25 protein-coding genes and 2 tRNA genes are annotated in these 22,038 nt (G+C 62.9%); 6 read left to right on the forward strand and 21 right to left on the reverse strand.

The window, feature by feature from the left end; translation table 11 throughout:
• Window positions 1-9: 9 nt before the first annotated feature.
• From R1T45_RS06515 to R1T45_RS06530, 4 genes are all read right to left on the reverse strand, one after another.
• Window positions 10-894: a farnesyl diphosphate synthase gene (locus tag R1T45_RS06515; protein ID WP_317390440.1), complete on the reverse strand. Its 885-nt coding sequence runs from the start codon at window positions 892-894 to the stop codon at window positions 10-12.
• 8 nt (window positions 895-902) lie between these two features.
• Window positions 903-1,145 (reverse strand): exodeoxyribonuclease VII small subunit, encoded by a 243-nt coding sequence (locus tag R1T45_RS06520; RefSeq protein ID WP_067264990.1) that lies wholly within the window; start codon window positions 1,143-1,145, stop codon window positions 903-905.
• 109 nt (window positions 1,146-1,254) lie between these two features.
• The gene (locus R1T45_RS06525) at window positions 1,255-1,956 is read right to left on the reverse strand and encodes a response regulator (RefSeq protein WP_067628577.1); all 702 of its coding nucleotides are present in this window, start codon (window positions 1,954-1,956) and stop codon (window positions 1,255-1,257) included.
• Complete coding sequence (locus tag R1T45_RS06530) at window positions 1,953-2,465, reverse strand: MarR family winged helix-turn-helix transcriptional regulator (protein WP_120349920.1); 513 nt, start codon at window positions 2,463-2,465, stop codon at window positions 1,953-1,955. Before R1T45_RS06530 ends, R1T45_RS06525 begins: the two co-directional genes overlap by 4 nt.
• Window positions 2,466-2,636: 171 nt before the next feature.
• On the opposite strand from R1T45_RS06530, the gene R1T45_RS06535 reads away from it, so the two are divergent.
• A complete protein-coding gene (locus tag R1T45_RS06535; RefSeq protein WP_120349921.1) occupies window positions 2,637-3,506 on the forward strand; it encodes a branched-chain amino acid aminotransferase in 870 nt (289 codons plus the stop codon).
• On the opposite strand, the gene R1T45_RS06540 is transcribed toward R1T45_RS06535, so the two are convergent.
• The 8 genes from R1T45_RS06540 to R1T45_RS06575 form a co-directional block, all read right to left on the reverse strand.
• Window positions 3,503-4,270 (reverse strand): 5-oxoprolinase subunit PxpA, encoded by a 768-nt coding sequence (locus R1T45_RS06540; protein ID WP_317390441.1) that lies wholly within the window; start codon window positions 4,268-4,270, stop codon window positions 3,503-3,505. The two genes, R1T45_RS06535 and R1T45_RS06540, sit on opposite strands and share 4 nt — an antisense overlap.
• Window positions 4,267-5,298, reverse strand: coding sequence for a biotin-dependent carboxyltransferase family protein (locus R1T45_RS06545; protein ID WP_317390442.1), 1,032 nt, complete (start codon window positions 5,296-5,298; stop codon window positions 4,267-4,269). The genes R1T45_RS06540 and R1T45_RS06545 overlap by 4 nt, the downstream gene beginning before the upstream one ends.
• Window positions 5,295-6,023, reverse strand: coding sequence for a 5-oxoprolinase subunit B family protein (locus tag R1T45_RS06550; protein ID WP_317390443.1), 729 nt, complete (start codon window positions 6,021-6,023; stop codon window positions 5,295-5,297). The genes R1T45_RS06545 and R1T45_RS06550 overlap by 4 nt, the downstream gene beginning before the upstream one ends.
• Window positions 6,016-6,948, reverse strand: coding sequence for a hypothetical protein (locus R1T45_RS06555; RefSeq protein ID WP_317390444.1), 933 nt, complete (start codon window positions 6,946-6,948; stop codon window positions 6,016-6,018). The genes R1T45_RS06550 and R1T45_RS06555 overlap by 8 nt, the downstream gene beginning before the upstream one ends.
• A 12-nt stretch (window positions 6,949-6,960) precedes the next feature.
• On the reverse strand, window positions 6,961-8,271 hold the full coding sequence (locus R1T45_RS06560) for a TRAP transporter large permease subunit (protein WP_317390445.1): 1,311 nt from the start codon (window positions 8,269-8,271) through the stop codon (window positions 6,961-6,963).
• A 4-nt stretch (window positions 8,272-8,275) separates the two neighbouring features.
• Window positions 8,276-8,800 (reverse strand): TRAP transporter small permease, encoded by a 525-nt coding sequence (locus R1T45_RS06565; RefSeq protein ID WP_067631297.1) that lies wholly within the window; start codon window positions 8,798-8,800, stop codon window positions 8,276-8,278.
• A 76-nt stretch (window positions 8,801-8,876) separates the two neighbouring features.
• Window positions 8,877-9,866 carry a TRAP transporter substrate-binding protein gene (locus R1T45_RS06570; protein ID WP_317390446.1) on the reverse strand — a complete coding sequence of 330 codons (990 nt, stop codon included), beginning with the start codon at window positions 9,864-9,866 and terminating at the stop codon, window positions 8,877-8,879.
• 38 nt (window positions 9,867-9,904) lie between these two features.
• Window positions 9,905-11,146 (reverse strand): FAD-binding oxidoreductase, encoded by a 1,242-nt coding sequence (locus R1T45_RS06575; RefSeq protein ID WP_317390447.1) that lies wholly within the window; start codon window positions 11,144-11,146, stop codon window positions 9,905-9,907.
• A 163-nt stretch (window positions 11,147-11,309) separates the two neighbouring features.
• Here R1T45_RS06575 and R1T45_RS06580 point away from each other — a divergent pair, with 163 nt between their 5' ends.
• Complete coding sequence (locus R1T45_RS06580; RefSeq protein WP_317390448.1) at window positions 11,310-12,005, forward strand: aspartate/glutamate racemase family protein; 696 nt, start codon at window positions 11,310-11,312, stop codon at window positions 12,003-12,005.
• Here the strand turns inward: R1T45_RS06580 and R1T45_RS06585 are convergent.
• The gene (locus R1T45_RS06585; RefSeq protein ID WP_317390449.1) at window positions 12,002-13,216 is read right to left on the reverse strand and encodes a winged helix-turn-helix domain-containing protein; all 1,215 of its coding nucleotides are present in this window, start codon (window positions 13,214-13,216) and stop codon (window positions 12,002-12,004) included. The two genes, R1T45_RS06580 and R1T45_RS06585, sit on opposite strands and share 4 nt — an antisense overlap.
• On the reverse strand, window positions 13,213-14,250 hold the full coding sequence (locus R1T45_RS06590; RefSeq protein ID WP_120349930.1) for a LacI family DNA-binding transcriptional regulator: 1,038 nt from the start codon (window positions 14,248-14,250) through the stop codon (window positions 13,213-13,215). Before R1T45_RS06590 ends, R1T45_RS06585 begins: the two co-directional genes overlap by 4 nt.
• A gap of 172 nt (window positions 14,251-14,422) precedes the next feature.
• Between R1T45_RS06590 and R1T45_RS06595 the strand changes: the two genes are divergently transcribed.
• Together R1T45_RS06595 and R1T45_RS06600 are read left to right on the forward strand one after the other, a co-directional pair.
• Window positions 14,423-14,499: transfer RNA gene (locus R1T45_RS06595), tRNA-Arg, on the forward strand.
• A 109-nt stretch (window positions 14,500-14,608) separates the two neighbouring features.
• Window positions 14,609-14,881, forward strand: a complete 273-nt coding sequence (locus R1T45_RS06600) for a hypothetical protein (protein WP_411041357.1) — start codon at window positions 14,609-14,611, stop codon at window positions 14,879-14,881.
• 46 nt (window positions 14,882-14,927) lie between these two features.
• On the opposite strand, the gene R1T45_RS06605 is transcribed toward R1T45_RS06600, so the two are convergent.
• The 5 genes from R1T45_RS06605 to queC all read right to left on the reverse strand — a co-directional run bounded on the left by R1T45_RS06605 (window position 14,928) and on the right by queC (window position 18,043).
• Window positions 14,928-15,593, reverse strand: a complete 666-nt coding sequence (locus R1T45_RS06605) for a L,D-transpeptidase (RefSeq protein ID WP_067624211.1) — start codon at window positions 15,591-15,593, stop codon at window positions 14,928-14,930.
• 211 nt (window positions 15,594-15,804) lie between these two features.
• Window positions 15,805-16,269 carry a preQ(1) synthase gene (gene queF, locus R1T45_RS06610; protein ID WP_067624216.1) on the reverse strand — a complete coding sequence of 155 codons (465 nt, stop codon included), beginning with the start codon at window positions 16,267-16,269 and terminating at the stop codon, window positions 15,805-15,807.
• 15 nt (window positions 16,270-16,284) lie between these two features.
• On the reverse strand, window positions 16,285-16,992 hold the full coding sequence (gene queE, locus R1T45_RS06615) for a 7-carboxy-7-deazaguanine synthase QueE (protein WP_132444058.1): 708 nt from the start codon (window positions 16,990-16,992) through the stop codon (window positions 16,285-16,287).
• The gene (gene queD / locus R1T45_RS06620; protein ID WP_067939230.1) at window positions 16,989-17,342 is read right to left on the reverse strand and encodes a 6-carboxytetrahydropterin synthase QueD; all 354 of its coding nucleotides are present in this window, start codon (window positions 17,340-17,342) and stop codon (window positions 16,989-16,991) included. The genes queE and queD overlap by 4 nt, the downstream gene beginning before the upstream one ends.
• On the reverse strand, window positions 17,342-18,043 hold the full coding sequence (gene queC / locus R1T45_RS06625) for a 7-cyano-7-deazaguanine synthase QueC (RefSeq protein ID WP_317390450.1): 702 nt from the start codon (window positions 18,041-18,043) through the stop codon (window positions 17,342-17,344). The genes queD and queC overlap by 1 nt, the downstream gene beginning before the upstream one ends.
• 218 nt (window positions 18,044-18,261) lie before the next feature.
• Here queC and R1T45_RS06630 point away from each other — a divergent pair, with 218 nt between their 5' ends.
• Window positions 18,262-19,659, forward strand: a complete 1,398-nt coding sequence (locus R1T45_RS06630) for a sensor histidine kinase (protein WP_132444060.1) — start codon at window positions 18,262-18,264, stop codon at window positions 19,657-19,659.
• A 146-nt stretch (window positions 19,660-19,805) separates the two neighbouring features.
• Window positions 19,806-20,564: a MauE/DoxX family redox-associated membrane protein gene (locus tag R1T45_RS06635; RefSeq protein WP_132444061.1), complete on the forward strand. Its 759-nt coding sequence runs from the start codon at window positions 19,806-19,808 to the stop codon at window positions 20,562-20,564.
• 52 nt (window positions 20,565-20,616) lie between these two features.
• Here the strand turns inward: R1T45_RS06635 and R1T45_RS06640 are convergent.
• Together R1T45_RS06640 and leuB are read right to left on the reverse strand one after the other, a co-directional pair.
• A tRNA-Pro gene (locus R1T45_RS06640) sits at window positions 20,617-20,693 on the reverse strand.
• 188 nt (window positions 20,694-20,881) lie between these two features.
• Complete coding sequence (leuB, locus tag R1T45_RS06645; protein ID WP_067939242.1) at window positions 20,882-21,988, reverse strand: 3-isopropylmalate dehydrogenase; 1,107 nt, start codon at window positions 21,986-21,988, stop codon at window positions 20,882-20,884.
• Window positions 21,989-22,038 lie beyond the last annotated feature (50 nt).

The raw sequence follows: 22,038 nt of genomic DNA on the forward strand, positions 1-22,038 counted from the left end.
GCCGCCCGGCTAGCTGTCGCGGGCAATAACGAAGGCGGCAGCGGCTCGCAAGCTCTGCGCCTCTGGTCCATATTCAGATAGGGCGTCACAGGCCATGTCCACCAATTCGGCGGCACGGGTTTTGGCCCCGGCCAGACCGAGGTGGGACACAAACGTGGCTTTGCCCGCCGCGTCGTCCTTGCCGACGGCCTTTCCGACCGTTTCAGCGTCGCCTTCGACGTCAAGGATGTCATCGGCGATCTGAAAGGCGAGGCCGAGGTGTTTGGCATAAGCGCCAAGGGCGGTGGCATCGGCCCGGGCCATCCGTGGCCCGGCCATGGCAGACCATTCGATCAATGCGCCGGTCTTACCGGCCTGAAGCGCCGTGATCTCGGCCAGCGAGAGCGGCGCGGAGGCGGTTTCGGCGGCGATGTCCAGCGCTTGGCCGCCGACCATGCCGCCCACACCTGCCGCTTGGGCAAGGCTGGTCATCAGGGTCAGACGCGCCTCTGCAGGGCAGGGCGCTTGCCCGAGCAATTCAAAGGCCAGCGTTTGCAGCGCGTCACCGGCCAGAACGGCGGTCGCCTCATCCCACTTGCGGTGCACCGTGGGCTGGCCCCGGCGCAGATCGTCGTCGTCCATACAGGGCAGATCGTCATGCACCAGCGAATAGGCATGCAGCGCCTCAATGGCCGCAGCGGCTGGGGCAGCCATACCGGGGGCGATGCCATGCAGCCGCGCAGATTCGATCACCAGAAAGCCGCGCAGCCCCTTGCCGCCGCCGCAGGCATAGCGCATCGCCTCGGCCACCGGGCCTTTGCGCTCGGCCAAGGCCGCTTCGATCTGCGCTTGCGCCAGATCACGGGCATGGGCAAGCGCCTCTGCCAAGGGAAGGGGGGTGGGCTGGAAGGTCATGCAGGCGGTCAAAGCCCTTCGACGGGTTTCAGCCCATTGGGGTTGCCATCGCCATCAAGAGTGATCGCGGCGACCTTTTCTTCGGCCTCTTTCAGCTTGGTCTCGCAGCGCGCCTTAAGCTTGGCCCCGCGTTCGTAAAGCGCAATGCTTTCGTCCAGCGCGACATTGCCATTTTCAAGTTGGCCCAGCACTTTTTCAAGCTCGGCCATGGCGGTCTCAAAGTTCATCTCTTCTACGGGTGTGTCAGACATTGCGCGCCTCGTTGGTCGGAATTTCGCGCGACAATAGTGCTTCGCGCCGGGCATTGCCAGCGGGCTGGCATTATGAATTTTACCTATGTGTTTCGCTAAAAGGACCGGGTCAGTCCGGGGCCAGCATATAGCCCGCGCCGCGCACGGTTTGCAGGTATTGCGGCTGTTTCGGATCGCTTTCGATCTTGCGGCGCAGGCGGGTGATCTGAACATCAACCGCGCGTTCCTGCGCTTGGCCCCGGTCGCGGCCCAATTCTTCGACAAGTTTTGACCGGCTGAGCGCGACACCGGGCTGCGCGGCGAAAATCTTCATCAGTTGCACTTCGGTCGCGGTGAGACGTACCAGATCGTCGCCCTGCCACATCTCACCCCGCTCCATGTCATAGCGGATCACGCCGAGCGACAGCACTTTTGGCGCGGCGTCGGCGGCTGAGGTGTCGGGCATACGGCGCAGGATCGCATTGATGCGCAGCAGCAGTTCTTTCGGCTCAAAGGGTTTGGGCAGGTAATCATCGGCCCCGGCCTCCAACCCTTCGATGCGGTTGTCGGTCTCGCCCTTGGCGGTCAGCAGCAGGATCGGCGTTTGCAGGGTTTCGCGTAGGGATCGGGTCAGCGCCATGCCGTCTTCGCCGGGCATCATCACGTCGAGCACGATCAGATCAAACTCTAGCCCCGCCAGCACCCGGCGCGCATGGGCCGCGTCGCGGGCCGTGCTGACCAGAAAGCCGTTCCGCATCAGGAATTTCTTTAGCAGGCTGCGGATGCGCTCATCGTCGTCGACAACCAGCAGGTGCGCGTCAAGCTCGTTCATGGAGCGCTTTCGCGGAGCCGGTCAAAGCTCTGGCGCATTTCGGGGTCCATCATGGCCTCCAATACCGTTCTGAAACCGGCCACGGCTTCGGGCCCGGCGGTGCGAAAGGCCAGCCGCATGCGCGCGCGCTGAGCATCGGAAAGCTCTTGTTCCAGCTTGCGACCATCGTCGGTCAGGAACAGATGCCGCTCGCGCTTGTCATTGCGGCCAACCTTGCTTTGCACCAGACCATCGGCGATCAGCGTGCGCAAGACACGGTTGAGCGATTGTTTCGTGACCCCGAGGATGTTGAGCAGGTTGTTCACCGTTGTGCCGGGGGCGCGGTTGATAAAGTGGATGGCGCGGTGATGTGCGCGGCCATAGGCCATATCGGCCAGAATCCTGTCGGGATCGGCAGTGAAGCCGCGATAGGCAAAGAACATCGCCTCGATCCCTTGCCGCAGTTGTTCGTCGGTCAAAAACAGCAGGCTGTCGCCGCTGCTAGGGGCCATCATCCGCCCGTCAGCCATAGTATGTCTCAATCTCTCTCGGGCCTGTTGGGGATCAGTTTACGTCAGCGTTGTTGACATTCCAATAGTGAAAGGCTATCGAATCCCGTGTTTTGCGCAATTAAATGTCTGCATATGCCGATTTTTGCGCAATTTTTGAAAAGATAGCGCGTCATTTGGGAGGTAAACACCATGGCAGGCGGATATGACAACCGAGATGGGTACATCTGGATGGATGGCAAAATGGTGGACTGGCGCGAGGCCAATGTCCACATCCTGACCCATGCGATGCACTATGCGTCTTCGGTGTTCGAGGGCGAGCGCGCCTATAATGGCAAGATCTTCAAAAGCCGTGAACATTCTGAGCGCCTGAAGCGTTCGGCTGAAATGATCGATTTTGAGATCCCCTACACCATTGATGAGATCGAAGCCGCCAAGGCCGAAGTCCTCGCCGCCTCTGGCCTGCAAGACGCCTATGTGCGCGCGGTCGCATGGCGCGGTGTGGGCGAAGACATGGGTGTCGCCTCGGCCCGCAACCCGGTGCGCTTGGCCATCGCGGCATGGGAATGGGGCGCCTATTACGGTGATGCCAAGATGAAGGGCGCCAAGCTCGACATCTCCAAATGGAAGCGCCCCTCACCAGAGACGATCCCGAGCCACGCCAAGGCGGCAGGTCTCTATATGATCTGCACCATGTCCAAACACGCCGCCGAAGCGAAGGGCTGTTCGGACGCGATGATGTACGACTACCGCGGCTATGTGGCCGAGGCGACGGGCGCGAATATCTTCTTCGTCAAGGATGGCGAAGTGCACACGCCGACGCCCGATTGCTTCCTTAATGGCATCACCCGGCAGACCGTCATCGGCATGCTGAAGGACAAGGGGATTACAGTCCACGAGCGCCACATCATGCCCGAGGAACTCGAAGGTTTCGAGCAGTGCTGGCTGACCGGCACCGCCGCCGAAGTGACCCCGGTGGGCCAGATCGGCGACTGGAAATTCGAGGTGGGCGCGATCACGCGCGAAATCGCCTTGGACTATGAAAAGCTGGTGCGCAGCTAAACGCTGCCGCCGAACTTTGCCAAAGTTACCCCGCCGTCCTGCAAACCCTTGCGGACGGCGGTTGCGATTTGAACGGCCTCTGCCGTGTCGCCATGCAGGCAGATCGTGTCGATCCGCGTGGGGATGTGTTTCCCGCTTTCGGTGATGATCGCGCCGGCTTTGACCATCTCGACCATTCTGGCGGCGGCGTGATCGGCGTCATGGATCACCGCGCCCGGATTGCTGCGGTCGACCAGCGTGGCGTCGTCGTTATAGGCGCGGTCGGCAAAGATTTCTCCGGCCCATTTGCAGCCCAGTGATTTCACCGCTTTTTCCTGCGCCGTGGCGGCCAGCACCATGACGATGAGGTCAGGGGCCACGCTGAGCGCCGCTTCATAAAGATCACGGGCAAGTCCCTCATCTTCGGACGCCATATTCGCCAGCGCCCCGTGCAGTTTCAGGTGCCTCACCTCGGCTCCGACGCTTCGGGCCATGCCGGTGCTGGCGGCGACTTGATAGCGGATTTGGTTCTGCAAGGTCCCGCGCGGCACCGAGAGGCGGTTGCGCCCGAAGCCCGCGAGATCCATGAAGCCCGGATGCGCGCCGATGCCGACGCCGTTTTCATGCGCCGTCCACATGGTTGCCGCCATGACATCGGCGTCACCCGCATGGCCGCCGCAAGCGATATTGGCCGAGGTCACGATGCGCAAAAGCGCCGCGTCGTCGCCCATCGTCCATGGGCCAAAGCTTTCGCCCATGTCGGCGTTCAGATCGACGGATGTCATGGCGTGTCCTTTTCGAATGGATCGGCGGTGGCCGAAACCACGCCAGAGATCAGTTGATAGCCCAGCAAATCACGGATGCGCGCGGGATCGCGCAACAGGGGCTGGCGGCGTTTGGGAAGGGCGGCGAGGTCGGCGCGGTGGCGTGTCTCGGCGGCCAGCGCTTCGTCGAGGTCAATGAGCTCGAACCGCAGCGCAGCGCCGGGCTGCGCCTGCGCCACGATGGGCAGGTCACAGGGGATCACCGTGCCGATGCGGGGGTAGCCGCCGGTGGTCTGACATTCACACATCAGCACAAAAGGCGCGCCATCGCCGGTAATCTGGATATCGCCGGGGGTGATGACCTCTGAGACGATGGTCAACTGCCCGCCGGTGGCGAAACCTTCGCCCTCGTGATCCATCCGTGCGCCCATGCGGTTGGCGCGAGCGTCACGTCGAAAGGTGGTTTCGGTAAAGCGCGCGCGGGTTGCCTCGTCAAAGGCGTCGGTCTGCATGGAGGAGACAATGCGCACCCGCTCGCCGCCAAAACGGCTGTCGCGGGGGAGGGTTTGGCTGGTCACGCTACCGCTATCCTTGCCGACGGGCAGGCTGTCGCCCGTTTGCAGCAGACGACCGATGCCCGCGGCGAGGTGGCTGGAGCGCGACTCCATCACCGGCTCAACATCAAAGCCGCCGCCCACATGAAGGTAGCCATAAGCCCCATCCCGCGCGCCGCCGATCGTCAGTTTGGCCCCGGCAGGCAGCAGGTGGCTGGCGTTCCACGCAATCGGCTCTCCGTCGATGCTGACCTGCATCTGCGCGCCGGTGAGGGCGATGCGGATGTCTTGCTCGGCTTCAAAGCTGCCGCCGCTGCCCGCCATTTCCAACGCGGCACAGTTTGGGTCTTGCCCCAACAGGGCGGCCCCTTCGTGCAGGGCGGTCGGGTCCGCCGCGCCGCCATGGGTCAGGCCAAGGGCACGGTAGCCGGGGCGGCCAAGGTCTTGGACCGTCATCGCCGGGCCAGCTTGGAGGATGGTCAGCGTGCCGCTCATGTCAGCGCCTCCCGCTCGGCCCCGCCGGTGGGGTCATCGGCGATACGGTCGAACTCTTGCCGGGTGATGGATGGGAAAATCAGCTCATCGCCCGGCGACAGGGGGAAGGGCATGTCGCTGCCGGGGCGGAAGGTGCGAAAGGCGGTCTGGCCGATGTGCCGCCAGCCGGTGGGGGAGGCATTGGTGAAGATGATCAACTGCCGGATCGCCACGACCAGCGCGCCGGAGGGCACGGATTTTGTCAGCCCCTGCTGGCGCGGGATGTCCCAATGCGAGGGCAGTTCACCCATATAGGGCTGGCCGGGGGCAAAGCCGATGGTGAGGACGCGCACGCGAGCCTGCGACAGCTCGGCTATGGCCGCGTCGGGGTCGAGGCCCGCGGCCTCGGCGGCTTCCTCCAACTGCGGGGCGAGGTCGGTGCCATAGACGGTCGGCACATGCCACAGGCTGCGCCCGGCGGGCAGGGCTTCGGCGAACCAATCGCGGGTTTCGAGCAAGTCGCGCAGGCGGTCGGTCATCTGTGTGATGGCCTCTTGGCTGACCTCAAACTGCACGAAGGTTGATACCAGCGAGGTGCTGGTCTCGCGCACCTCGGGCCAGTCCTGTTCCTCGACCGCCGCGCGAAAGGCGAGGGCGGCGCGGTTGGCCGGTTCGGACATCTTCTCGGCGAAGGTGATCAACAGGCCAGAGAGACCGACGCTGCGGATGCGGGGCCAGTCAGTCATTGGAGAGCATCCTTTCGTAAAGGCGCGGCAGCAGCACCGGGGTCAGATACATCGGCAGTTGCCAGCAGCCGATAAAGATCATCAAGGGCGCCAGAACCTCGGGCGGGAGTGCGACGAGGAACAGCGCGATATTGCGGTTGCCCGCGCCGATCGCCAGCGGCCCGGCGACGTGACGCAGCGGGCCACGGCGCAGCAGCAAGAGCGTCGCGGCCTGCAACAAATAGCTTAGGGCGAAGGCCAGCACCGTCCAGCCCGCCACCGCCCAAGGATCGCTGCGCAGCGCCGGGTTCAGCGCGGCCATGAGACCGACGACAATGATACAAAACGCCAGCACCGACGCCCCGTCGAGCGCCTCGATTTGGCGTGCCGTGGGACGGGGTAGCAATATGTGGCGCAGGGCAAAGCCCAGCCCAGTCGCGGCGAGGATCACGGCGAGCAGGCGCAGCGCGGCCAAGGCGACCTCCGTCGCTGGGCCAAGTTGCGGCAGAAGGGCCAGCACTGGTAACACGGTCAACGGAAAGGCGGCGGTTCCCAAGACCATCAATTGCATCATGCGCCCAGCATCGAGCCGCAGCAACAAAGCGAGGTTTACGCTGCCTGTCAGCGCCGGCGCAGCCGAAGCCAGTGTCACCGCCAGCGCGGCAGGCGTTTGGCCCAACCCGGCCAGCGTAAAGCCCCCAAGAAGCAGCAGCGGCAGCGCCGTCTGCAACGCCAGCACCGAGGCCAACCCCCACCGCAGATCGCGCGCCGCACCGGTTGCGGCGCGGTGCCCGATCCTGAGCGCGGTGATCGTCAGCAGTGCTGCCACCATCTGCGGCAACCAATCTGCCAGCATCGCCGCGAGGCTGGGCAAAGACAGCCCCGCCAGTAGCCCGATGATCAGACAGGCCCGCGCATGACGCGACGCCAACCTCAGGATATACATGGACTATCACCGCTAAACGGGCGCGCTGCGCAGGTTTTCGGGCAGCCATGTTGCCACTTCCGGAAACCAGATCAGCACGAAGACCATAAAGACCATGATCGCAAACATCGGCAGCGCGGCTTTGGTGATATAGCCCATTTCGTGGTTGGTCATGCCTTGCAGGACAAAGAGGTTGAACCCGATGGGCGGAGTGATCTGCGCCATCTCCACGACGACCACAACAAAGATGCCGAACCAGATCAGATCGATCCCCGCTCCGCGCACCATCGGCTCAACCACGGCCATGGTCAGCACGACCGAAGAAATGCCATCAAGGAACATGCCTAGAACAATGTAAAAGACCAGCAGCGCCATCAGCAGTTCGAAGCGGGACAGCTCCATCGCCGCAATCCCGTCGGCCAACGCACGGGGCAGGCCGGTAAAGCCCATCGAGAGTTTCAGGAACGCCGCGCCCGCAAGGATCAGCGCGATCATCGCAGAGGTGCGCATCGCGCCCATGAGGCTCTCGCGGAAGCTGTGCCAGTTCAGCGAGCCTTGGAACAGCGCCAGCGTTAGGGAGCCGATGACGCCAATCGCGGCGGCTTCGGTTGCGGTGGCAAAGCCCAGATACATCGACCCGATCACGACGGAGATCAGCGCAAAGACCGGCAGCAGGAAACGCGAGTTGCGCAGCTTTTCGGCGAAGGTCATGTCGGTCTCGACATCGGGGTTCCAGTCTTTCGACATCAAGCTGGTCACCGCGACATAGCCCATGAACATCAGCGCCAGCAGCAGGCCGGGCATGACGCCGGCAAAGAAGAGCTTGGTGATGCTTTCGTTCACCGTCACCCCGTAGACGATCAGCGCCAGCGAGGGCGGGATCATCAGGCCCAGTGTCGCGGCCCCGGCCAGCGTGCCGGTGATCATCTTCTCAGGATAGTTGCGCGCCCGAAGTTCGGGGATCGACATTTTGCCCACGGTCGTCAGCGTCGCGGCGGAAGAGCCGGAGACGGCGGCAAACACGGTACAGCCCACGATATTGGTATGCACCAGCCCGCCCGGCAGTTTCGCGAGCCACGGCGACAGCCCGCGAAACATGTCTTGTGACAATCGCGTGCGGTAAAGGATTTCGCCCATCCAGACAAAAAGCGGCAGCGCGGTCAGGGTCCAGCTAGAGGAGCTGGCCCAGATGGTGGTGATCATCGCGTCGCCGACGGGGCGGGTGGTGAAAAGCTCCATCCCGACCCAGGCCACGCCCATCAGGGCGAGCCCGACCCAGACACCGGTGCCGAGGAGGAAGAACAGGACGATCAGGAACAGGGCAATGGCATAGATCTCGGTCATGGCGTCATTCCCCGAAGCTTTGATCGACTAGGTCACGGGTGACGCGGTGGTCGCCCTTGAAGATGAGATGCAAAAGGTTGTCCGTCAGCGCGATGGCGAGGATGCCGCCGCCGATGACCATGACAGATTGCGGTATCCAAAGCGCGGTGGCATCTTGGTCTTGGCTAACCTCGTTGAACTTCCACGACCAGTAGACGAACCAATAGGCGTAATAGGTGAAGTACCACGCGACCGCCGCCGCCACGGCGAAACACCAGATATCAAGCAGCCGCTTCCCGCCCGTGCTCAGCGCATTGAGCAGGATCGACACGCGGATATGCGAGCCGCGGTTCAGCGCATTGGCAAAGGCGAGGAAGCTTGCCCCGGCCATGGCATAGCCCGCATAGCTGGCTGCGCCCGGAAAGACATTGCCGGTCCAGCGGGCGACCATCTGGGCCACGATCAAGGTGAGGATGGCCACCAGACAGAGCGCCGCCAGCGCCCCCGCCCCGATGTAAAGTCCGTCCAATAGTCTGCGCAGCGCCTTCATCTGGCTCTCCCTCAGTCAAGTCATGCCCCGGCATGAGAACGGCGGCCCGAATAACGGACCGCCGCAGGTTTCGTGATTATTGCATCGCCTTATAGTCGTCGACGATCGCCTGACCGTCTTCGCCCGCGGCTTCGAGCCATTCTTGCGTCATGGTCTCACCCACTTCGCGCAGGCCGGACATCAGCTCTTCGCTGGCAGGCTCCACGTTCATGCCGCCTTCGCGCAGCCCGTCATAGGTGAACTGGGTGTAGTCCTTGGAGGCTTGCAGGCCACGTTCTTCGGCCTCGGTGGCGCAGGTGGTGATCGCCTCTTTGTTGGCGTCCGTGACTTCGGTCCAGACATCGGCGTTCACCATCACGTAGTTGCGCGGCAGCCAAGCGTCGACCTCGTAGAAATGCGTCAGGCTTTCCCAGACCTTCTGGTCATAGCCGGTGGCCCCCGACGAGATCATCAATTCCGCAACGCCCGTGGCGAAGGCTTGGCTGACTTCGGCGGCTTCGATGGTGACGGGCGACATGCCGGTCAGTTCGGCCAAACGCGCGGTGGTGTTGTTGTAGGAGCGAAACTTGACGCCCTTCATATCCTCGACCGAGCCGACTTCTTTCTTGAAGTAGAGCCCTTGAGGTGGCCATGGCACGTTATAAAGCAGGACGAGGTTCTGCTCTTCCAGCACGGCTTCGACTTTGGGCTTGGCGGCTTCCCAGAGCTTCGCGCTCGCCTCGAAAGAAGGCGCGAGGAAGGGGATGGAGTCAAAGCCGAAGACCGCGTTCTCGTTCTGGTGGCCAGAGAGCAGACGCTCCCCGATCTGAACCTGACCGGTCTGGATCGCGCGTTTGATGTCGGCCCCAGCGAAAAGTGCGCCGCCCGGATGCACAGTGATCTCGATCTCGCCGCCGGTGGCTTCGGTCACGCATTCGGCGAATTGCACGCCGTTCTCGGAATGGAAGTTCGAGGCCGAATAGGCCATCGGCATGTCCCATTTCTCGGCCGCGAAGGCAGGCATGGCGGTGCCGAGTGTCAGGGCGGTCATCGCCGCGCCGGCCATCAGTCTTGCTGTCAGTGTCATTTGGTTTCTCCCTTGTTTATTTGCGTGCGCGCTTGGCGTTATCTGTCAAAGCGCTGGGGGTGATACGGGGTTAGATCCGTGTTTGGCGGCTGCCCCGTGATCAATCCGGCGATCAGTCGGCCCGTTTTCGGCCCGCCCGTCAACCCGATGTGGTGATGCCCGAAGGCGGTATAGACCCGGCTCGTCCCGATCTGCCCGATCAGGGGCAGCGAGTCGCTGGGGGCGGGTCGGTGCCCCAGCCATTCGATCTCTTCCTCGGCGGTGAGGTTGGGAAAGGCGGCCTTGGCCTGACGGCGCAGCAGCGCCAGTGGCGCTTTGGATGCGCCCGCCTTCAGCCCGCCGAATTCGACGATCCCGGCGCAGCGCAGCCCCTCGGCCATCGGCGTGGCCACGAATTTGCCTGCCGCCATCATGGTGGGGCGCGACGGGCCGCCCTCAGCATCCTTAAACACGATATGATAGCCGCGTTCGGATTCCAGCGGCACATTGATCCCCAGCTTGCGCATCAGCGGTTTCGACCAGACCCCGGTGGCCAGCAGCACGTCGTCGCAGGGCAGCGGGCCTTGGTCGGTCAGGACCGAAGTGACCTCTTCATCAAGGATCGTGATGTCCTCAACCTCGGCCCGTCTAATAGTGCCGCCCATCCCCTCAAACGCCTTGGCCAGCGCCCGGACATAGCCGCCGGGGTCGGCGATGAAACCGTGGTCGGCCAACCGGGCGACGCAGGTGATTTGCGGGCCATAGGCCGGGTCGAATTCCTGAACCGCGCCGCCTTCGATGATCTCTGGCACGAAGCCCGCATCGCGGCGCAACGCCCATGTGTAGGCTTCGGCCTCAACGGCCGCGCGGCTGGTATAGGCAAAGCAATAGTCGCTGTCGTGGACCCAATCGGCCAGACCCAGATCGGCACAGAGGGCTTTGTGTTGCGCCACGCTGTCACCGACGATGGGCGCCAACCCGGCAGAGATGCGGCGGGTGTCGGCATCATTGGCGTGGGCCATGTAGCGGCGCAGCCACGGCAGCAGGCGGGGCAGATAGGGCCAGCGCAGGAACAGCGGGAACTCGGGGTCGCGCAGCATGCCGGGCGATTTCCGCATCAGGCCCGGCCCGGTCACCGGCGCAACGCCCGCCGCCGCCAGCACGCCACCATTGCCATGCGAGGTGCCGCGCCCCGGCTCAGACCGGTCCAGCAGCGTCACCTCCGCCCCGGCGCGGCGCAGCCAGATCGCGGCAGAGACGCCGACAATCCCGGCACCGATAACGACGACATGCTGGCTCATGGGTGGCGGCTTTCGATTTCGCGTTGGGTCATGGCTTGTTTCCTTTGGAGCATCTTTACACAAAAAATCACCACGTCAACAAAATGCTGATAAAATGTCATCGTTCGAGTTTCACTTGTCTCCCGCTGCCCGCAAAGGCACCCTGCGCCCAAACGGAGGGCATATGGCGAACGAGACAGGCGCGCGGCTGGGTATACTGATGCTCGACACGCGCTTCCCCCGCATTCTGGGCGATGTCGGCAATGCGAGGAGTTGGCCCTTTCCGGTGCGCTATGCCGTTGTGCCGGGGGCCACGCCCGAAGCCATCGTTTGCGATGATATCGAACCCTTTGTGCAGGCATTCATCGCGGTGGGGCGGGGCTTGGTCGCCGAAGGCTGCTCCGGCATCGCCACCACCTGCGGGTTCTTGGCCCTGATCCGGCCCCGTCTGGCCGAGGCGTTGGACGTGCCGGTTGCGGCCTCGGCGTTAGAGCAGGCCGGGCAGATCGCGGCTTGCCTGCCGCCCGGGCGCAGGGTGGGGATTTTAACGATCTCGGCCGCCACGCTTTCGCCCGCCCATCTGCGCGCGGCGGGCGTGCCCGAAGGCAGCCCAGTGATGGGGTTGGAAGGCAGCAGTTTCGCCCGGACGATCCTTGGCAATTTGCCCGACCTTGAAGTGCCGCAGGCGCGGGCCGAGATGGTGCAGGCGGCGCAGCAGTTGGTGGAGGCCCAGGCAGATGTCGGCGCGATCCTGTTGGAATGCACGAATATGGTACCCTACGCCCCCGACATCGCGGCGGCGACCGGGCGGCCCGTGCATTCGATCCACAGTTATCTCAACTGGTTTCACGCAGGGTTGCTGCCGCCCCGTTTCGCCTAAAGCGGCGCGCGCAGCCAGCCGTCGGCAAAGCGAACTTTGTTCACCCCGGCGAGGGGCAGGAGCCGGTGCACTTCCGCCTCAAACGCCGCCTGCCGCCCCTTGCCCCAGCGGATGCCACGCTCGGGCCACAGCGCAGTGATGCGCAGCTCATCCGCGTCTCGATGCGCTTTCATATCAACGCGGCCCACCAGCCGGTCGCCCTGTAGCAAGGGGAAAACATAGTAGCCGTATCTACGCTGCGCCTCGGGCACGAAGACCTCGATCCGGTAGTCAAACCCGAAAAGCCGTGCCGCGCGTTTGCGGTCGCGCAGGGCCGGGTCGAAGGGGCTAAGCACGCGCAGACGTTTGGGCGGGTCGCGGGTGAGGGCGGGGTCTTCGGCCCAACCGGGGCGGACAAAGGCAGGGCGGAGGCTGCCATCGGCGGCCTCGATATCGATCTCCTCCAACCGCCCGGCGGCCTGTTCGGCCGCGCACCATCCGCGCGCCTCGGCGGGAGAGATATGGGCCCAAAAGGCGGCCAATTCCCCCGCCGTGGCAAAGCCCAAACGCGCCAGCGCCTGATCGCAGCACCAGTCGATTGTCTGCCCCGTGCCGGGAGCATTGGCCGGATCGTGCAGCACGGCAGGCACCGCCCGTTCGGTCAGATCATAGCGCTTGCGAAACCCCTCGCGTCCGGTCACCGCCAGCGCGCCGCTGCGCCACAGATACTCCAGCGCGGTTTTCGACGGATGCCACTGCCACCAGCCTCCGCTGCTGCGCGGCTCGTCCCGGCCCACATCCGATGAGGTTACGCTGCCCTCCGCCCGGACCTGCGCCAGCACGCTTTGCATCTGCGCTTCGAAATCATGGCGCTGCCAGTCCTTCCAACGGCCCAGCAGCTTTGCCGCATCGCGGGTGCGGCGCAGGTGCCACTGGGGGTAGAATTCCATCGGGATGACGGCGGCGTCATGGGTCCAATGCTCAAACAGCGCGCGGTCTTTTTCATAGAGCCGTTTCAGGGCGGCGGGGCGATACCGAGGACGCCGTGCAAAGAGGATCAGATCATGCGCCCGCGCCACGGTATTGATGCTGTCGAGCTGCACAAACCCCAAGTCATGGATCAACTTGAGCAGTGCCGCGCCCTTGGCCGGGCCCTGCGGCGGGTCGGACAGCAGGTGACGCGCCAAAAACAACCGCCGCGCGGCGGCATTGGCGAGCCTTGGGCGGCTCACCCCTGACGGCGGCGGCGCAGGGTGTCGCCCAGCGACAGCGTCGGGGTCAGGGTGATCTGGGTCTGCATTTCCGGGTCCGGCTCGGGCTGGGTCTGGTTGAGGATGATCCGCGCCGCTGCCTGACCGATCTCGTTCCGGCAGGCATCCATCGTCGCCAATTGACGCGGCAAACCTTGCAACAGTTCGACGTTGTTGAACCCCGCCAAACCGATCTGACCGGGGATATCGATGCCTTGATCGATCAGATGCAACAGCCCGCCTGCGCCAATCATGTCATTGGAGTAATACAGGAAATCGAGGTCGGGTGAGCGTTCCAACATTTCTTGCGTCATCTCACGACCCTTGGCCAGCGCGGAGCCGCCGGAGTAAAAGGCGCGGTCTTCGATCTCCACCCCTGCCTTAGCGAGCCCTTCGGTGAAACCTTCGAACCGTTTGCGGGCGCGGTGATCCAGCGGCATTTTCGTGCCCATGAAACCGATCCGCTCATAGCCTTCGCGCAGGATCGCCTGCGCCATCTCGCGCCCCGCGCGACGGTGTGATATACCCACCATCGCATCGACGGGTTTGCCGTCGGTGTCCATGATCTCGACCACCGGAATGCCTGCATTGCGCAGCATGGCGCGGGTGGCGTCGGAATGTTCCAGCCCCGCGATGATCACCCCCGAAGGCCGCCACGAGAGCATCTCATAGAGCACCCGCTCTTCCTTCTCGGGGAGGTAGTCCGTCACCCCCACGACCGGCTGCAGCGGGGTGTCTTCGAGCACCTGATTGATGCCGTTCAGGACTTCGGGAAACACCATATTGCCCAGTGACGGGATCACCACCGCCACAAGGTTCACGCGCTGGCTGGCCAGCGATCCGGCGATCTGGTTGGGCACATAGCCAAGCGCCTTGGCGGCGGCGAGAACACGGTTGCGGGTGGCCTCTGACACGTCGCCGCGTTTGCGCAGGACACGGCTGACCGTCATCTCGGAAACGCCACAAGCATCGGACACATCGCGTAGGGTCAACGGGCGTTTGGGGGGTGTGGTCAATTTGGTTTTCCTGTTTGCCTCACCCATAGGTAGCGCGAAGCGGGACGCGCGATCAAGCACTGCCGCAGTCTGGCCGTGCAGTCAGGTCGTGCAGTCGGGCCGGGGCGCCGCACCAATCGGTGGCCATTCTGCCGATGACATCGCCCCCTGCTTGCGCTAAACCGCCCCTGTCGGCCCCGTGGCTCAACTGGATAGAGCAGCCCCCTCCTAAGGGGCAGGTTGCAGGTTCGAATCCTGCCGGGGTCGCCATGCGTCTTGCGCGATGCCAACATCTGCCTCATTCACCCCCTTGTTGCTTGAAATCCCCAACCGGTCTGTCAGATTGCGCGGGATATAATCAGGAATGGCAGAGGCTTTGATGAAAACAGGAACTTTTGTGATCGGGGCGGCCATGATGGCTGTTGCCGGATGTACGGTGCCCGCGACCGCGCCAGATGGCGGGTCGGCACGGGTGGGCAATCTGCCAGAGTCGGTGGTGCGCCTTGCCGCGCCGAACCAAGACCTGACCTCGGCGCGTTTGCTGCCCGAAGATGGCTGCTATTGGTATCAGCACAGCGGTCCGGTTGAGACGACGATGGTACCGCTGCGGGCGGTGGGCGGCAATCCGATCTGCACCAAACGCCAAGCCTAATGAGAATGGGGACCGCCTGTTCGCGGTCCCCGTCCTGCGTCGCGGCTTAGCTGCGCGCGACGACGCTTTCTTCTGCCGAATAGAGATAGGCCGTCGAGCCGGTCCGCACATTCGGGTAGAGTTGGTTAATATGCGCCATAATCATCCGCACACAGCCAGAGCTGGCCCGCCCACCAATGCTGCGCGGCTCGGGTGTGCCGTGGATACGCAGATAGGTGTCACGGTTGCCTTCGAATAGATAAAGCGCCCGTGAACCGAGGGGGTTCTCAGGGCCGGGGGGCACGCCGTCTTCGAGACCCGCGTAAAGCTCAGGATCGCGCTTGATCATGTTTTGAGTGGGGGTCCAATGCGGCCATTCCACCTTGCGCTTGATCGTGTAGGTGCCGGGCTCATAAAGATTGCCGCGCGCAATCGCCACGCCGTAGCGCATCGCGGTGCCGCCTTCTTCGATATGATAGACATAGCGTGCAACGGCATCGACGTGAACGTCACCGACGCGCAGATTGTCGTTCGCCACAACCCGCTGAGGCAGGAAACGCGGGTGGACGCCCCAAGGGTTGCTGGTCGCCGGGTCAAACCCTGTCGGGGTGATCCGCGCGTCCCATGCGGCTTTCTCCGCTTCGCTGGGGCGGGTGCGTGCCATCAAAGGAGTGGCAATCGCGCCGGAAAAAAGCGCTGTGGTGGTCTGGATGAAATGACGTCTTGTCAGCATTTGGTCGCTCCGTGGTTGACCTCTCTGCGCAGGGCAGGGTCGTATGCGTGTATGAAAGACTAACGGCCTTTCCCCGCCGGAGGTTCAAGGAAGAAGGCCGTTGCTAAAGAGAATGTGATCTAAAACACACGGTTTTCACGAAAACAGGGGCGCGCAGGGGGTCGCGCGCCCCGAAGGCACTGGGGGTGAGGGTGGGGTTGGCGGTGCCCGCTCAGCCACGGCCCCGGTATGGCGGCACGCCCTGATCGGGGATCCAGACGCCTTCGGGCAGGGGGCCGGTCTGCCAGAACACATCGATGGGAATGCCGCCGCGCGGATACCAGTAGCCGCCGATCCGCAGCCATTGCGGATCAAGGAAATCGGCCAAGCGGCGCGCGATGGAGACCGTGCAATCCTCATGGAAAGCGCCGTGATTGCGGAACGAGGTCAGGAAGAGTTTGAGCGATTTGGATTCCACCAGCCACGGGCCGGGCACATAGTCGATCACCAGATGCGCAAAGTCCGGCTGGCCGGTCATCGGACAGAGCGAGGTGAACTCGGGCGCGGTGAAACGCACGTTATAGGCCACATCGGCCTGCGGGTTCGGCACCCGCTCCAACTCGGCCTCTTCGGGGCTGGCGGGAATGCGGGTCTCACCGCCGAGTTGTTTGAGATTGCTGTAGATGTCTTCGGACATAGGTGTCTCCATCGGTCAGACGCCGCGCTTGTTGCCCCAGATCAGGACATGAAGCTGCGGCAGGATGCGGGGGGCGAACCAGTGATCGGTCATGGCAAGGTCGGTCAGCCAACCCAGACGGTCGGCCAGCGCCTGCGGGTCAACCGGCGTGGCGGGGTCGACCTCGGGATTGCCGGGCTGGAGGTAGAGCGGGATATCGGGGTGATGCGCATGCACTTCGCGGGCCCAGTGGTAGTCGATCTCATCGAAGATCACGATCTTCATCACCTGTTGGCGCGCCTGAGCGCCGAAGGCCCGGCAGGCGTCGAAGGCATCCCAATCGACAGTCTCACCGCTTGAGGGCGGTTTGGGAGAGAGCACCAGCGTATCAAGATCGGCAAACCATGGGCGCGCGATGGAGCCTTGGGTCTCGCAGGCGAAACGGTAGCCCGTGGCCTGCCCCATCCGGATCAGCGGGCCGAAATCCTGAATTGCCGGGTTGCCTCCGGAAAGGGAAACGGTCAGCGGTTGATCCTTGGAGAGTTTGCGGATCCGGCGCCAAATATCCTCGGTGGACATGGGGGCCCAGCTATGGCGGTATTGGCTGTCGACGGCGTGCAGGCTGTCGCACCAGCTACACCGATAGTCACAGCCGCCCGCGCGAACGAATACCGTCGGTTCCCCGATCAGCGCGCCTTCGCCCTGAATGGTGGGGCCGAAAATCTCGGCTATGCGCAGGCTCATGGCCGGTATTCCGCCCATGTCTTGGGGGTCTCGCTGACCAGCACTGCGCAGGTTTCCGGCCAACGCGCCGCGCACCAATCGTGGAAATGCTTTGCCATATTCTCGGCCGTGGAGGGGCCGTCGAGAACATCGTTCAAATGTCGGTGGTCAAAGTGATCGTCGATATAGGTCTTCAGCGGCTTCAGGTCGTGATAATCGCGCACGAAACCGTCGGCATTGAGCGTCTCGGCGGCCAGTTCGACCACGACGATATAGTTGTGCCCATGCAGCCGCGCGCATTGGTGGTCGTCGGGCAGGTGGGTCAACTGGTGGCTGGCGGAGAAGTGGAATTCCTTGCGAATACGGAACATCAGCCTTCCCCTCGTGTGGCGAGGGCCGTGGTCCAATAGTCCGGGTCGGCATAGACCGTCGGGTCGGTGACCTCGGCCAAATGAAAGGCTTCGCGCCTCTCAACACAGGTGCCGCAGCGCCCGCAATGGACCGCGCCGCCTTTGTAGCAAGACCACGTCTCGGCGAAAGGCGTGGCATGGCGCGCGCCTTGGCGGACGATCTCGGCCTTGCTTTGCTCGACGAAGGGCGTGTGCAGGCGCACATCGGCATAACCCTCGAGTGCGGCCTGCTGCATTGCGTCGAAGGCGCGGGTAAAGCCGGGGCGGCAATCGGGATAGATGAAATGGTCGCCGCCATGCACGGCAGTGGCCACGGCCTCATCGCCCTGTGCTGCTGCGATGCCAAAGCCGATCGACAGCATGATCGCATTGCGGTTTGGCACGACGGTGATCTTCATCGTGTCTTCGGCGTAATGCCCATCGGGCACGTCGATATCATCGGTCAGTGCGGAGCCTGACAGCGCAGCACCAATCCCGCGCATGTCAATCAGGTGGAACGGCACGCCCAGCCGCTTGGCGGCGGCTTCGGCGAAGTCGACCTCCTTGCGGTGGCGTTGACCATAGTCAAAGGAGACAAGCCGGGTGAGGTGGTGCTCAGCGGCGATGATATGCGCAAGCGACACGGAATCGAGTCCGCCTGAGCAGATGACAAGTGTTTTCATTCTGGGGCCCTTGTTTTGATGTCCGGGTAGGCTGCGACCGGATGGCGGGGCTTATTTCAGAATTTTCACAGATTGCAAGCCTTCCGGGCAGCGGCGCCGGGTCGCAGGCATAAGGGCAGGAGGGGCGCTGTCGGAGCCCGTTAAAATAAGGGATTTGGCCTTAACGATTAAACCTAAGTTAACTTTAGCCAGGTCCGAATCCGCGCTAAGGTGAGGATATGTTGAAAAGCAGCCAAAGCGTCACGCTTGACGCCAGCCATTATGAATTGATCGAGGCGATGACCGACGAAGTGGTCATCCTTGACGCCACCGGCGAGATTGTCGCGGTAAATATGGCGTGGAAGATCTTTTGCGAAGAGAACGGCGGGGACGCCGGGTCGCATTATGTCGGGGCCAATTACTTTGACATCTGCAAAGCGGCGGTGATGGATTCCGTGGTGCAGGCGGAAACCGTTCTGGACGGGCTGCGACAGGCATTGAGAACCGGTGCCGCCTTTGAGGGGGAATACCCCTGTGATGGGCCGGGCGTGCGGCGCTGGTTTCAGCTGAACGCCAACCGCATGACAATCCAAGGCGCGCCCTGTCTGCTTTTGCAGCACCGCAATGTCACCACGCGCCGCATGGCCCATGACGATATCGAGCGTGCCCATGTGCGTGCTGAAACCTTTGCCGCCCTCGTCGCCACCACGGGCGAAGCGATCCTGACCTATGATATGGATGGCCGTATCATCAGCTGGAACCCCGCCGCCGAGCGGCTTTATGGCTATACCGAAGAGGAGGCATTGGGCCGGTCGGTCGAGCTTTTGTATCCGCTGGATTGGCCGACACGGGTGCTTGAATATCGCGATCAGATTATGGCGGGTAAGTTGCGCCAGTTCGATGCGGTGCGGGTCGCCAAGGACGGCACCGAGCGGCATGTCACAATCGCCTGCACGCCCATCCGGACGCTGTCGGGGGATATCGTTTCAATCTCGAATATCCACCACGATGTGACCGCGACGCGCAAAGCCGAAGAGGTGCGCGATCTCGTCTCGCGCGAGGTCATCCACCGCGCCAAGAACATGCTGTCTTTGGTGACGGCGATGCAGCGTCAAACGGCGAGTTCGGCCGCCTCGCTGGCGGAGTTCAACAAATCCTTCGGGGACCGTATTCAGGCGCTGGCCCGTTCAACCGATTTGCTGGTTGATGGTGGATGGTCCTCTGTGGACCTTGCACAACTGGTCCGGGCGCAATTGGACCCCTTCTTGCATTTGCAAGGCAAGGGGGTGGATGTGGCAGGCCCCACCGTCGCATTGGGGCCGCAGGCTTTGCAATTGATCGGCATGGCGCTGCATGAACTGGCGACGAATTCCACCAAATACGGTGTGATGAGCGGCGGGCGCGGCGATATCCGGTGCCATTGGTCGCACACCGAAAAGGGCGGTCTGCGTTTCCAGTGGGTCGAGACCGGCATCACATTTGATTCTTCCGCCAAAAAAGCGTCTGGCTTTGGCAGCAAGGTGCTTTCCGTATTGGCCCCCGCCATGGTCAATGGCTCGGCGGATACGGTGACCAGTGAAGACGCGCTGACTTGGACCGTGACGATCCCCGCCGCGCATCTTGTCAAGGTGACCTGAAGGTCACGAAACCTTGCTCCTCGGGGGATGTATGCCCGCAAGGGCCGTTCCCGGTGGCGCAAAATGGCGCTTTTGCGGAACTCTCCTGCGCTGGAAACTTGTTCCTTCCCCAGACACGTCGTTTGGAAAAGCAATAGGAGGCTAGGATGGCCGAAGGACAGGACAAGACCGCAAAGCTTTACCGCATGGTGATGGAGCAGCACCTCTGTCCCTTTGGGTTGAAGTCTAAAGACCTGCTGGAGCGGCAGGGCTATCACGTCGAAGATCACCACCTTACCACGCGCGAAGAGACCGACGCCTTCATGGCAAAAGAGGGTGTGGAAACCACGCCGCAGACCTTTATCGATGGTGAGCGGATAGGCGGCTACGACGATCTGCGTGTGCATTTCGGTCTGGACAAGCCCAAGGAAGAACAGTCGGACACCAGCTATCAGCCCGTCATCGCCATTTTCGGCGTGGCCTTCCTGATGGCACTGGGCCTTTCTTGGTACGCCTTCGACAGCATCTTCACCCTGCGGGCATTTGAATGGTTCATCTCGATCTCGATGTGTTTCCTCGCCGTACAAAAATTGCAGGACATCGAGAGCTTTTCCACGATGTTCCTGAACTACGACCTGCTGGCGCAGCGTTGGGTGCCCTATGGCAAGGTCTACCCCTTTGGCGAGGCGCTGGCCGGTATCCTGATGACAGCCGGCGCGCTGACATGGCTGTCGGCCCCCGTCGCGATTGTCATCGGCGCGATCGGCGCGGTGTCGGTGATCAAGGCGGTCTATGTCGACAAGCGCGAGCTGAAATGCGCCTGTGTGGGTGGCTCAAGCAATGTGCCGCTTGGGTTCGTCTCGCTCACCGAGAACGTTATGATGCTGGGCATGGGGATTTGGATGTTAATCAAGGTCTACGGCTAAGCGGAACGGGGCGCGCCGAGGTTTGGGCGTAGGCTGGTATCAGGGGGATATCTGGTCGGGCTGAGAGGATTCGAACCTCCGACCCCCTGCTCCCGAAGCAGGTGCGCTACCAGGCTGCGCTACAGCCCGACCGATGTGCAGCGCATAGCGCAGCGTGGCGTAATTGGCAATTGGTCAGTTGTAGGGATTTTGCGGTGCGGATGGGGAGATCGGGCGCAGTTGGGGGCGCTGCCCCCGCAGCCTTTGGCTGCTCCCCCGCGGGTATTTGAGAAAGAATGAAGGGGGAAGCGGCGGGGCGTGAACCCCGCCGCGGTTCTTTAGAGGCTCGCGTCGAGCGCTTTGAGGATCGCGTTGCCCATTTCCTCGGTCGTGATGGGGGTGCCGCCTTCGGGGCCCATCAGATCGGGGGTGCGGGCGCCGTCGGCCAGTGCCTGTTCAACGGCTTTTTCCAGGCGCGCGGCTTCTTCGCCTTGGTCGAAGGAATAGCGCAGCGCCATGGCGAAGCTGAGGATGCAGGCGATCGGGTTGGCTTTGCCTTGGCCCGCGATGTCGGGCGCGGAGCCGTGGACGGGCTCGTAGAGGGCTTTGGGCCGGCCATCGGCATTGGGCGCGCCGAGGCTGGCGGAGGGCAGCATGCCGAGGCTGCCCGTGAGCATGGCGGCGCAGTCGCTGAGGATGTCGCCGAAGAGGTTATCGGTGACGATGACGTCGAATTGTTTGGGGGCCCGGACCAGTTGCATGGCGCCGTTGTCGGCATACATGTGGCTAAGTTCGACATCGGGATATTCGGCGTCACGAACCCGTTGGGTGACTTCGCGCCAGAGGATGCCGCTTTCCATGACATTGGCTTTTTCCATGGAGCAGACTTTGTTGCCCCGGCGGCGGGCGAGTTCAAAGGCGGAGCGGGCGACGCGCTCAATCTCGCTTTCGGTGTAGCGCTGCGTGTTGATGCCGACGCGCTCGTTGCCTTCCTCGAAGATGCCGCGCGGTTCGCCGAAGTAGACGCCGGAGGTCAGTTCGCGCACGATCATGATGTCGAGGCCCGCGACGATGTCTTTCTTGAGCGAGGAGAAATCGGCCAGCGCGTCAAAGCATTGTGCTGGGCGCAGGTTGGAGAAGAGGTCCATTTCCTTGCGCAGGCGCAAAAGGCCGCGTTCGGGTTTGACCGAGAAGTCGAGGTCGTCGTATTTCGGGCCGCCGACGGCGCCCAGAAGCACCGCGTCGACTTCGAGGGCGCGGGCCATCGTGTCGTCGTGCAGGGGCGTGCCGTGTTTGTCATAGGCCGCACCGCCGACCAGATCATGCTCTACGTCGAAGGCCAGATCGCGCTTTTCGCCGAACCAATCGATGATGCGCGTGACCTGGGCCATAACCTCGGGGCCGATGCCGTCGCCGGGGAGGATGAGCAAGGATGGGTTGGCCATGGGAAACTCCTGAAAATACGGTTGGAGATTGGGTAGCCTGCGGGTTCCGA

Origin of the sequence: Sulfitobacter sp. LC.270.F.C4, from assembly GCF_032922545.1 — a bacterium.
Taxonomy (GTDB): domain Bacteria; phylum Pseudomonadota; class Alphaproteobacteria; order Rhodobacterales; family Rhodobacteraceae; genus Sulfitobacter; species Sulfitobacter profundi.

Coding starts and splice junctions, on each gene's coding strand:
- R1T45_RS06515 (WP_317390440.1), bottom strand. CDS start 894: ATGACCTTCCAGCCCACCCCCCTTCCCTTGGCAGAGGCGCTTGCCCAT.
- R1T45_RS06520 (WP_067264990.1), bottom strand. CDS start 1,145: ATGTCTGACACACCCGTAGAAGAGATGAACTTTGAGACCGCCATGGCC.
- R1T45_RS06525 (WP_067628577.1), bottom strand. CDS start 1,956: ATGAACGAGCTTGACGCGCACCTGCTGGTTGTCGACGACGATGAGCGC.
- R1T45_RS06530 (WP_120349920.1), bottom strand. CDS start 2,465: ATGGCTGACGGGCGGATGATGGCCCCTAGCAGCGGCGACAGCCTGCTG.
- R1T45_RS06535 (WP_120349921.1), top strand. CDS start 2,637: ATGGCAGGCGGATATGACAACCGAGATGGGTACATCTGGATGGATGGC.
- R1T45_RS06540 (WP_317390441.1), bottom strand. CDS start 4,270: ATGACATCCGTCGATCTGAACGCCGACATGGGCGAAAGCTTTGGCCCA.
- R1T45_RS06545 (WP_317390442.1), bottom strand. CDS start 5,298: ATGAGCGGCACGCTGACCATCCTCCAAGCTGGCCCGGCGATGACGGTC.
- R1T45_RS06550 (WP_317390443.1), bottom strand. CDS start 6,023: ATGACTGACTGGCCCCGCATCCGCAGCGTCGGTCTCTCTGGCCTGTTG.
- R1T45_RS06555 (WP_317390444.1), bottom strand. CDS start 6,948: ATGTATATCCTGAGGTTGGCGTCGCGTCATGCGCGGGCCTGTCTGATC.
- R1T45_RS06560 (WP_317390445.1), bottom strand. CDS start 8,271: ATGACCGAGATCTATGCCATTGCCCTGTTCCTGATCGTCCTGTTCTTC.
- R1T45_RS06565 (WP_067631297.1), bottom strand. CDS start 8,800: ATGAAGGCGCTGCGCAGACTATTGGACGGACTTTACATCGGGGCGGGG.
- R1T45_RS06570 (WP_317390446.1), bottom strand. CDS start 9,866: ATGACACTGACAGCAAGACTGATGGCCGGCGCGGCGATGACCGCCCTG.
- R1T45_RS06575 (WP_317390447.1), bottom strand. CDS start 11,146: ATGAGCCAGCATGTCGTCGTTATCGGTGCCGGGATTGTCGGCGTCTCT.
- R1T45_RS06580 (WP_317390448.1), top strand. CDS start 11,310: ATGGCGAACGAGACAGGCGCGCGGCTGGGTATACTGATGCTCGACACG.
- R1T45_RS06600 (WP_411041357.1), top strand. CDS start 14,609: ATGAAAACAGGAACTTTTGTGATCGGGGCGGCCATGATGGCTGTTGCC.
- R1T45_RS06605 (WP_067624211.1), bottom strand. CDS start 15,593: ATGCTGACAAGACGTCATTTCATCCAGACCACCACAGCGCTTTTTTCC.
- queF (WP_067624216.1), bottom strand. CDS start 16,269: ATGTCCGAAGACATCTACAGCAATCTCAAACAACTCGGCGGTGAGACC.
- queE (WP_132444058.1), bottom strand. CDS start 16,992: ATGAGCCTGCGCATAGCCGAGATTTTCGGCCCCACCATTCAGGGCGAA.
- queD (WP_067939230.1), bottom strand. CDS start 17,342: ATGTTCCGTATTCGCAAGGAATTCCACTTCTCCGCCAGCCACCAGTTG.
- queC (WP_317390450.1), bottom strand. CDS start 18,043: ATGAAAACACTTGTCATCTGCTCAGGCGGACTCGATTCCGTGTCGCTT.
- R1T45_RS06630 (WP_132444060.1), top strand. CDS start 18,262: ATGTTGAAAAGCAGCCAAAGCGTCACGCTTGACGCCAGCCATTATGAA.
- R1T45_RS06635 (WP_132444061.1), top strand. CDS start 19,806: ATGGCCGAAGGACAGGACAAGACCGCAAAGCTTTACCGCATGGTGATG.
- leuB (WP_067939242.1), bottom strand. CDS start 21,988: ATGGCCAACCCATCCTTGCTCATCCTCCCCGGCGACGGCATCGGCCCC.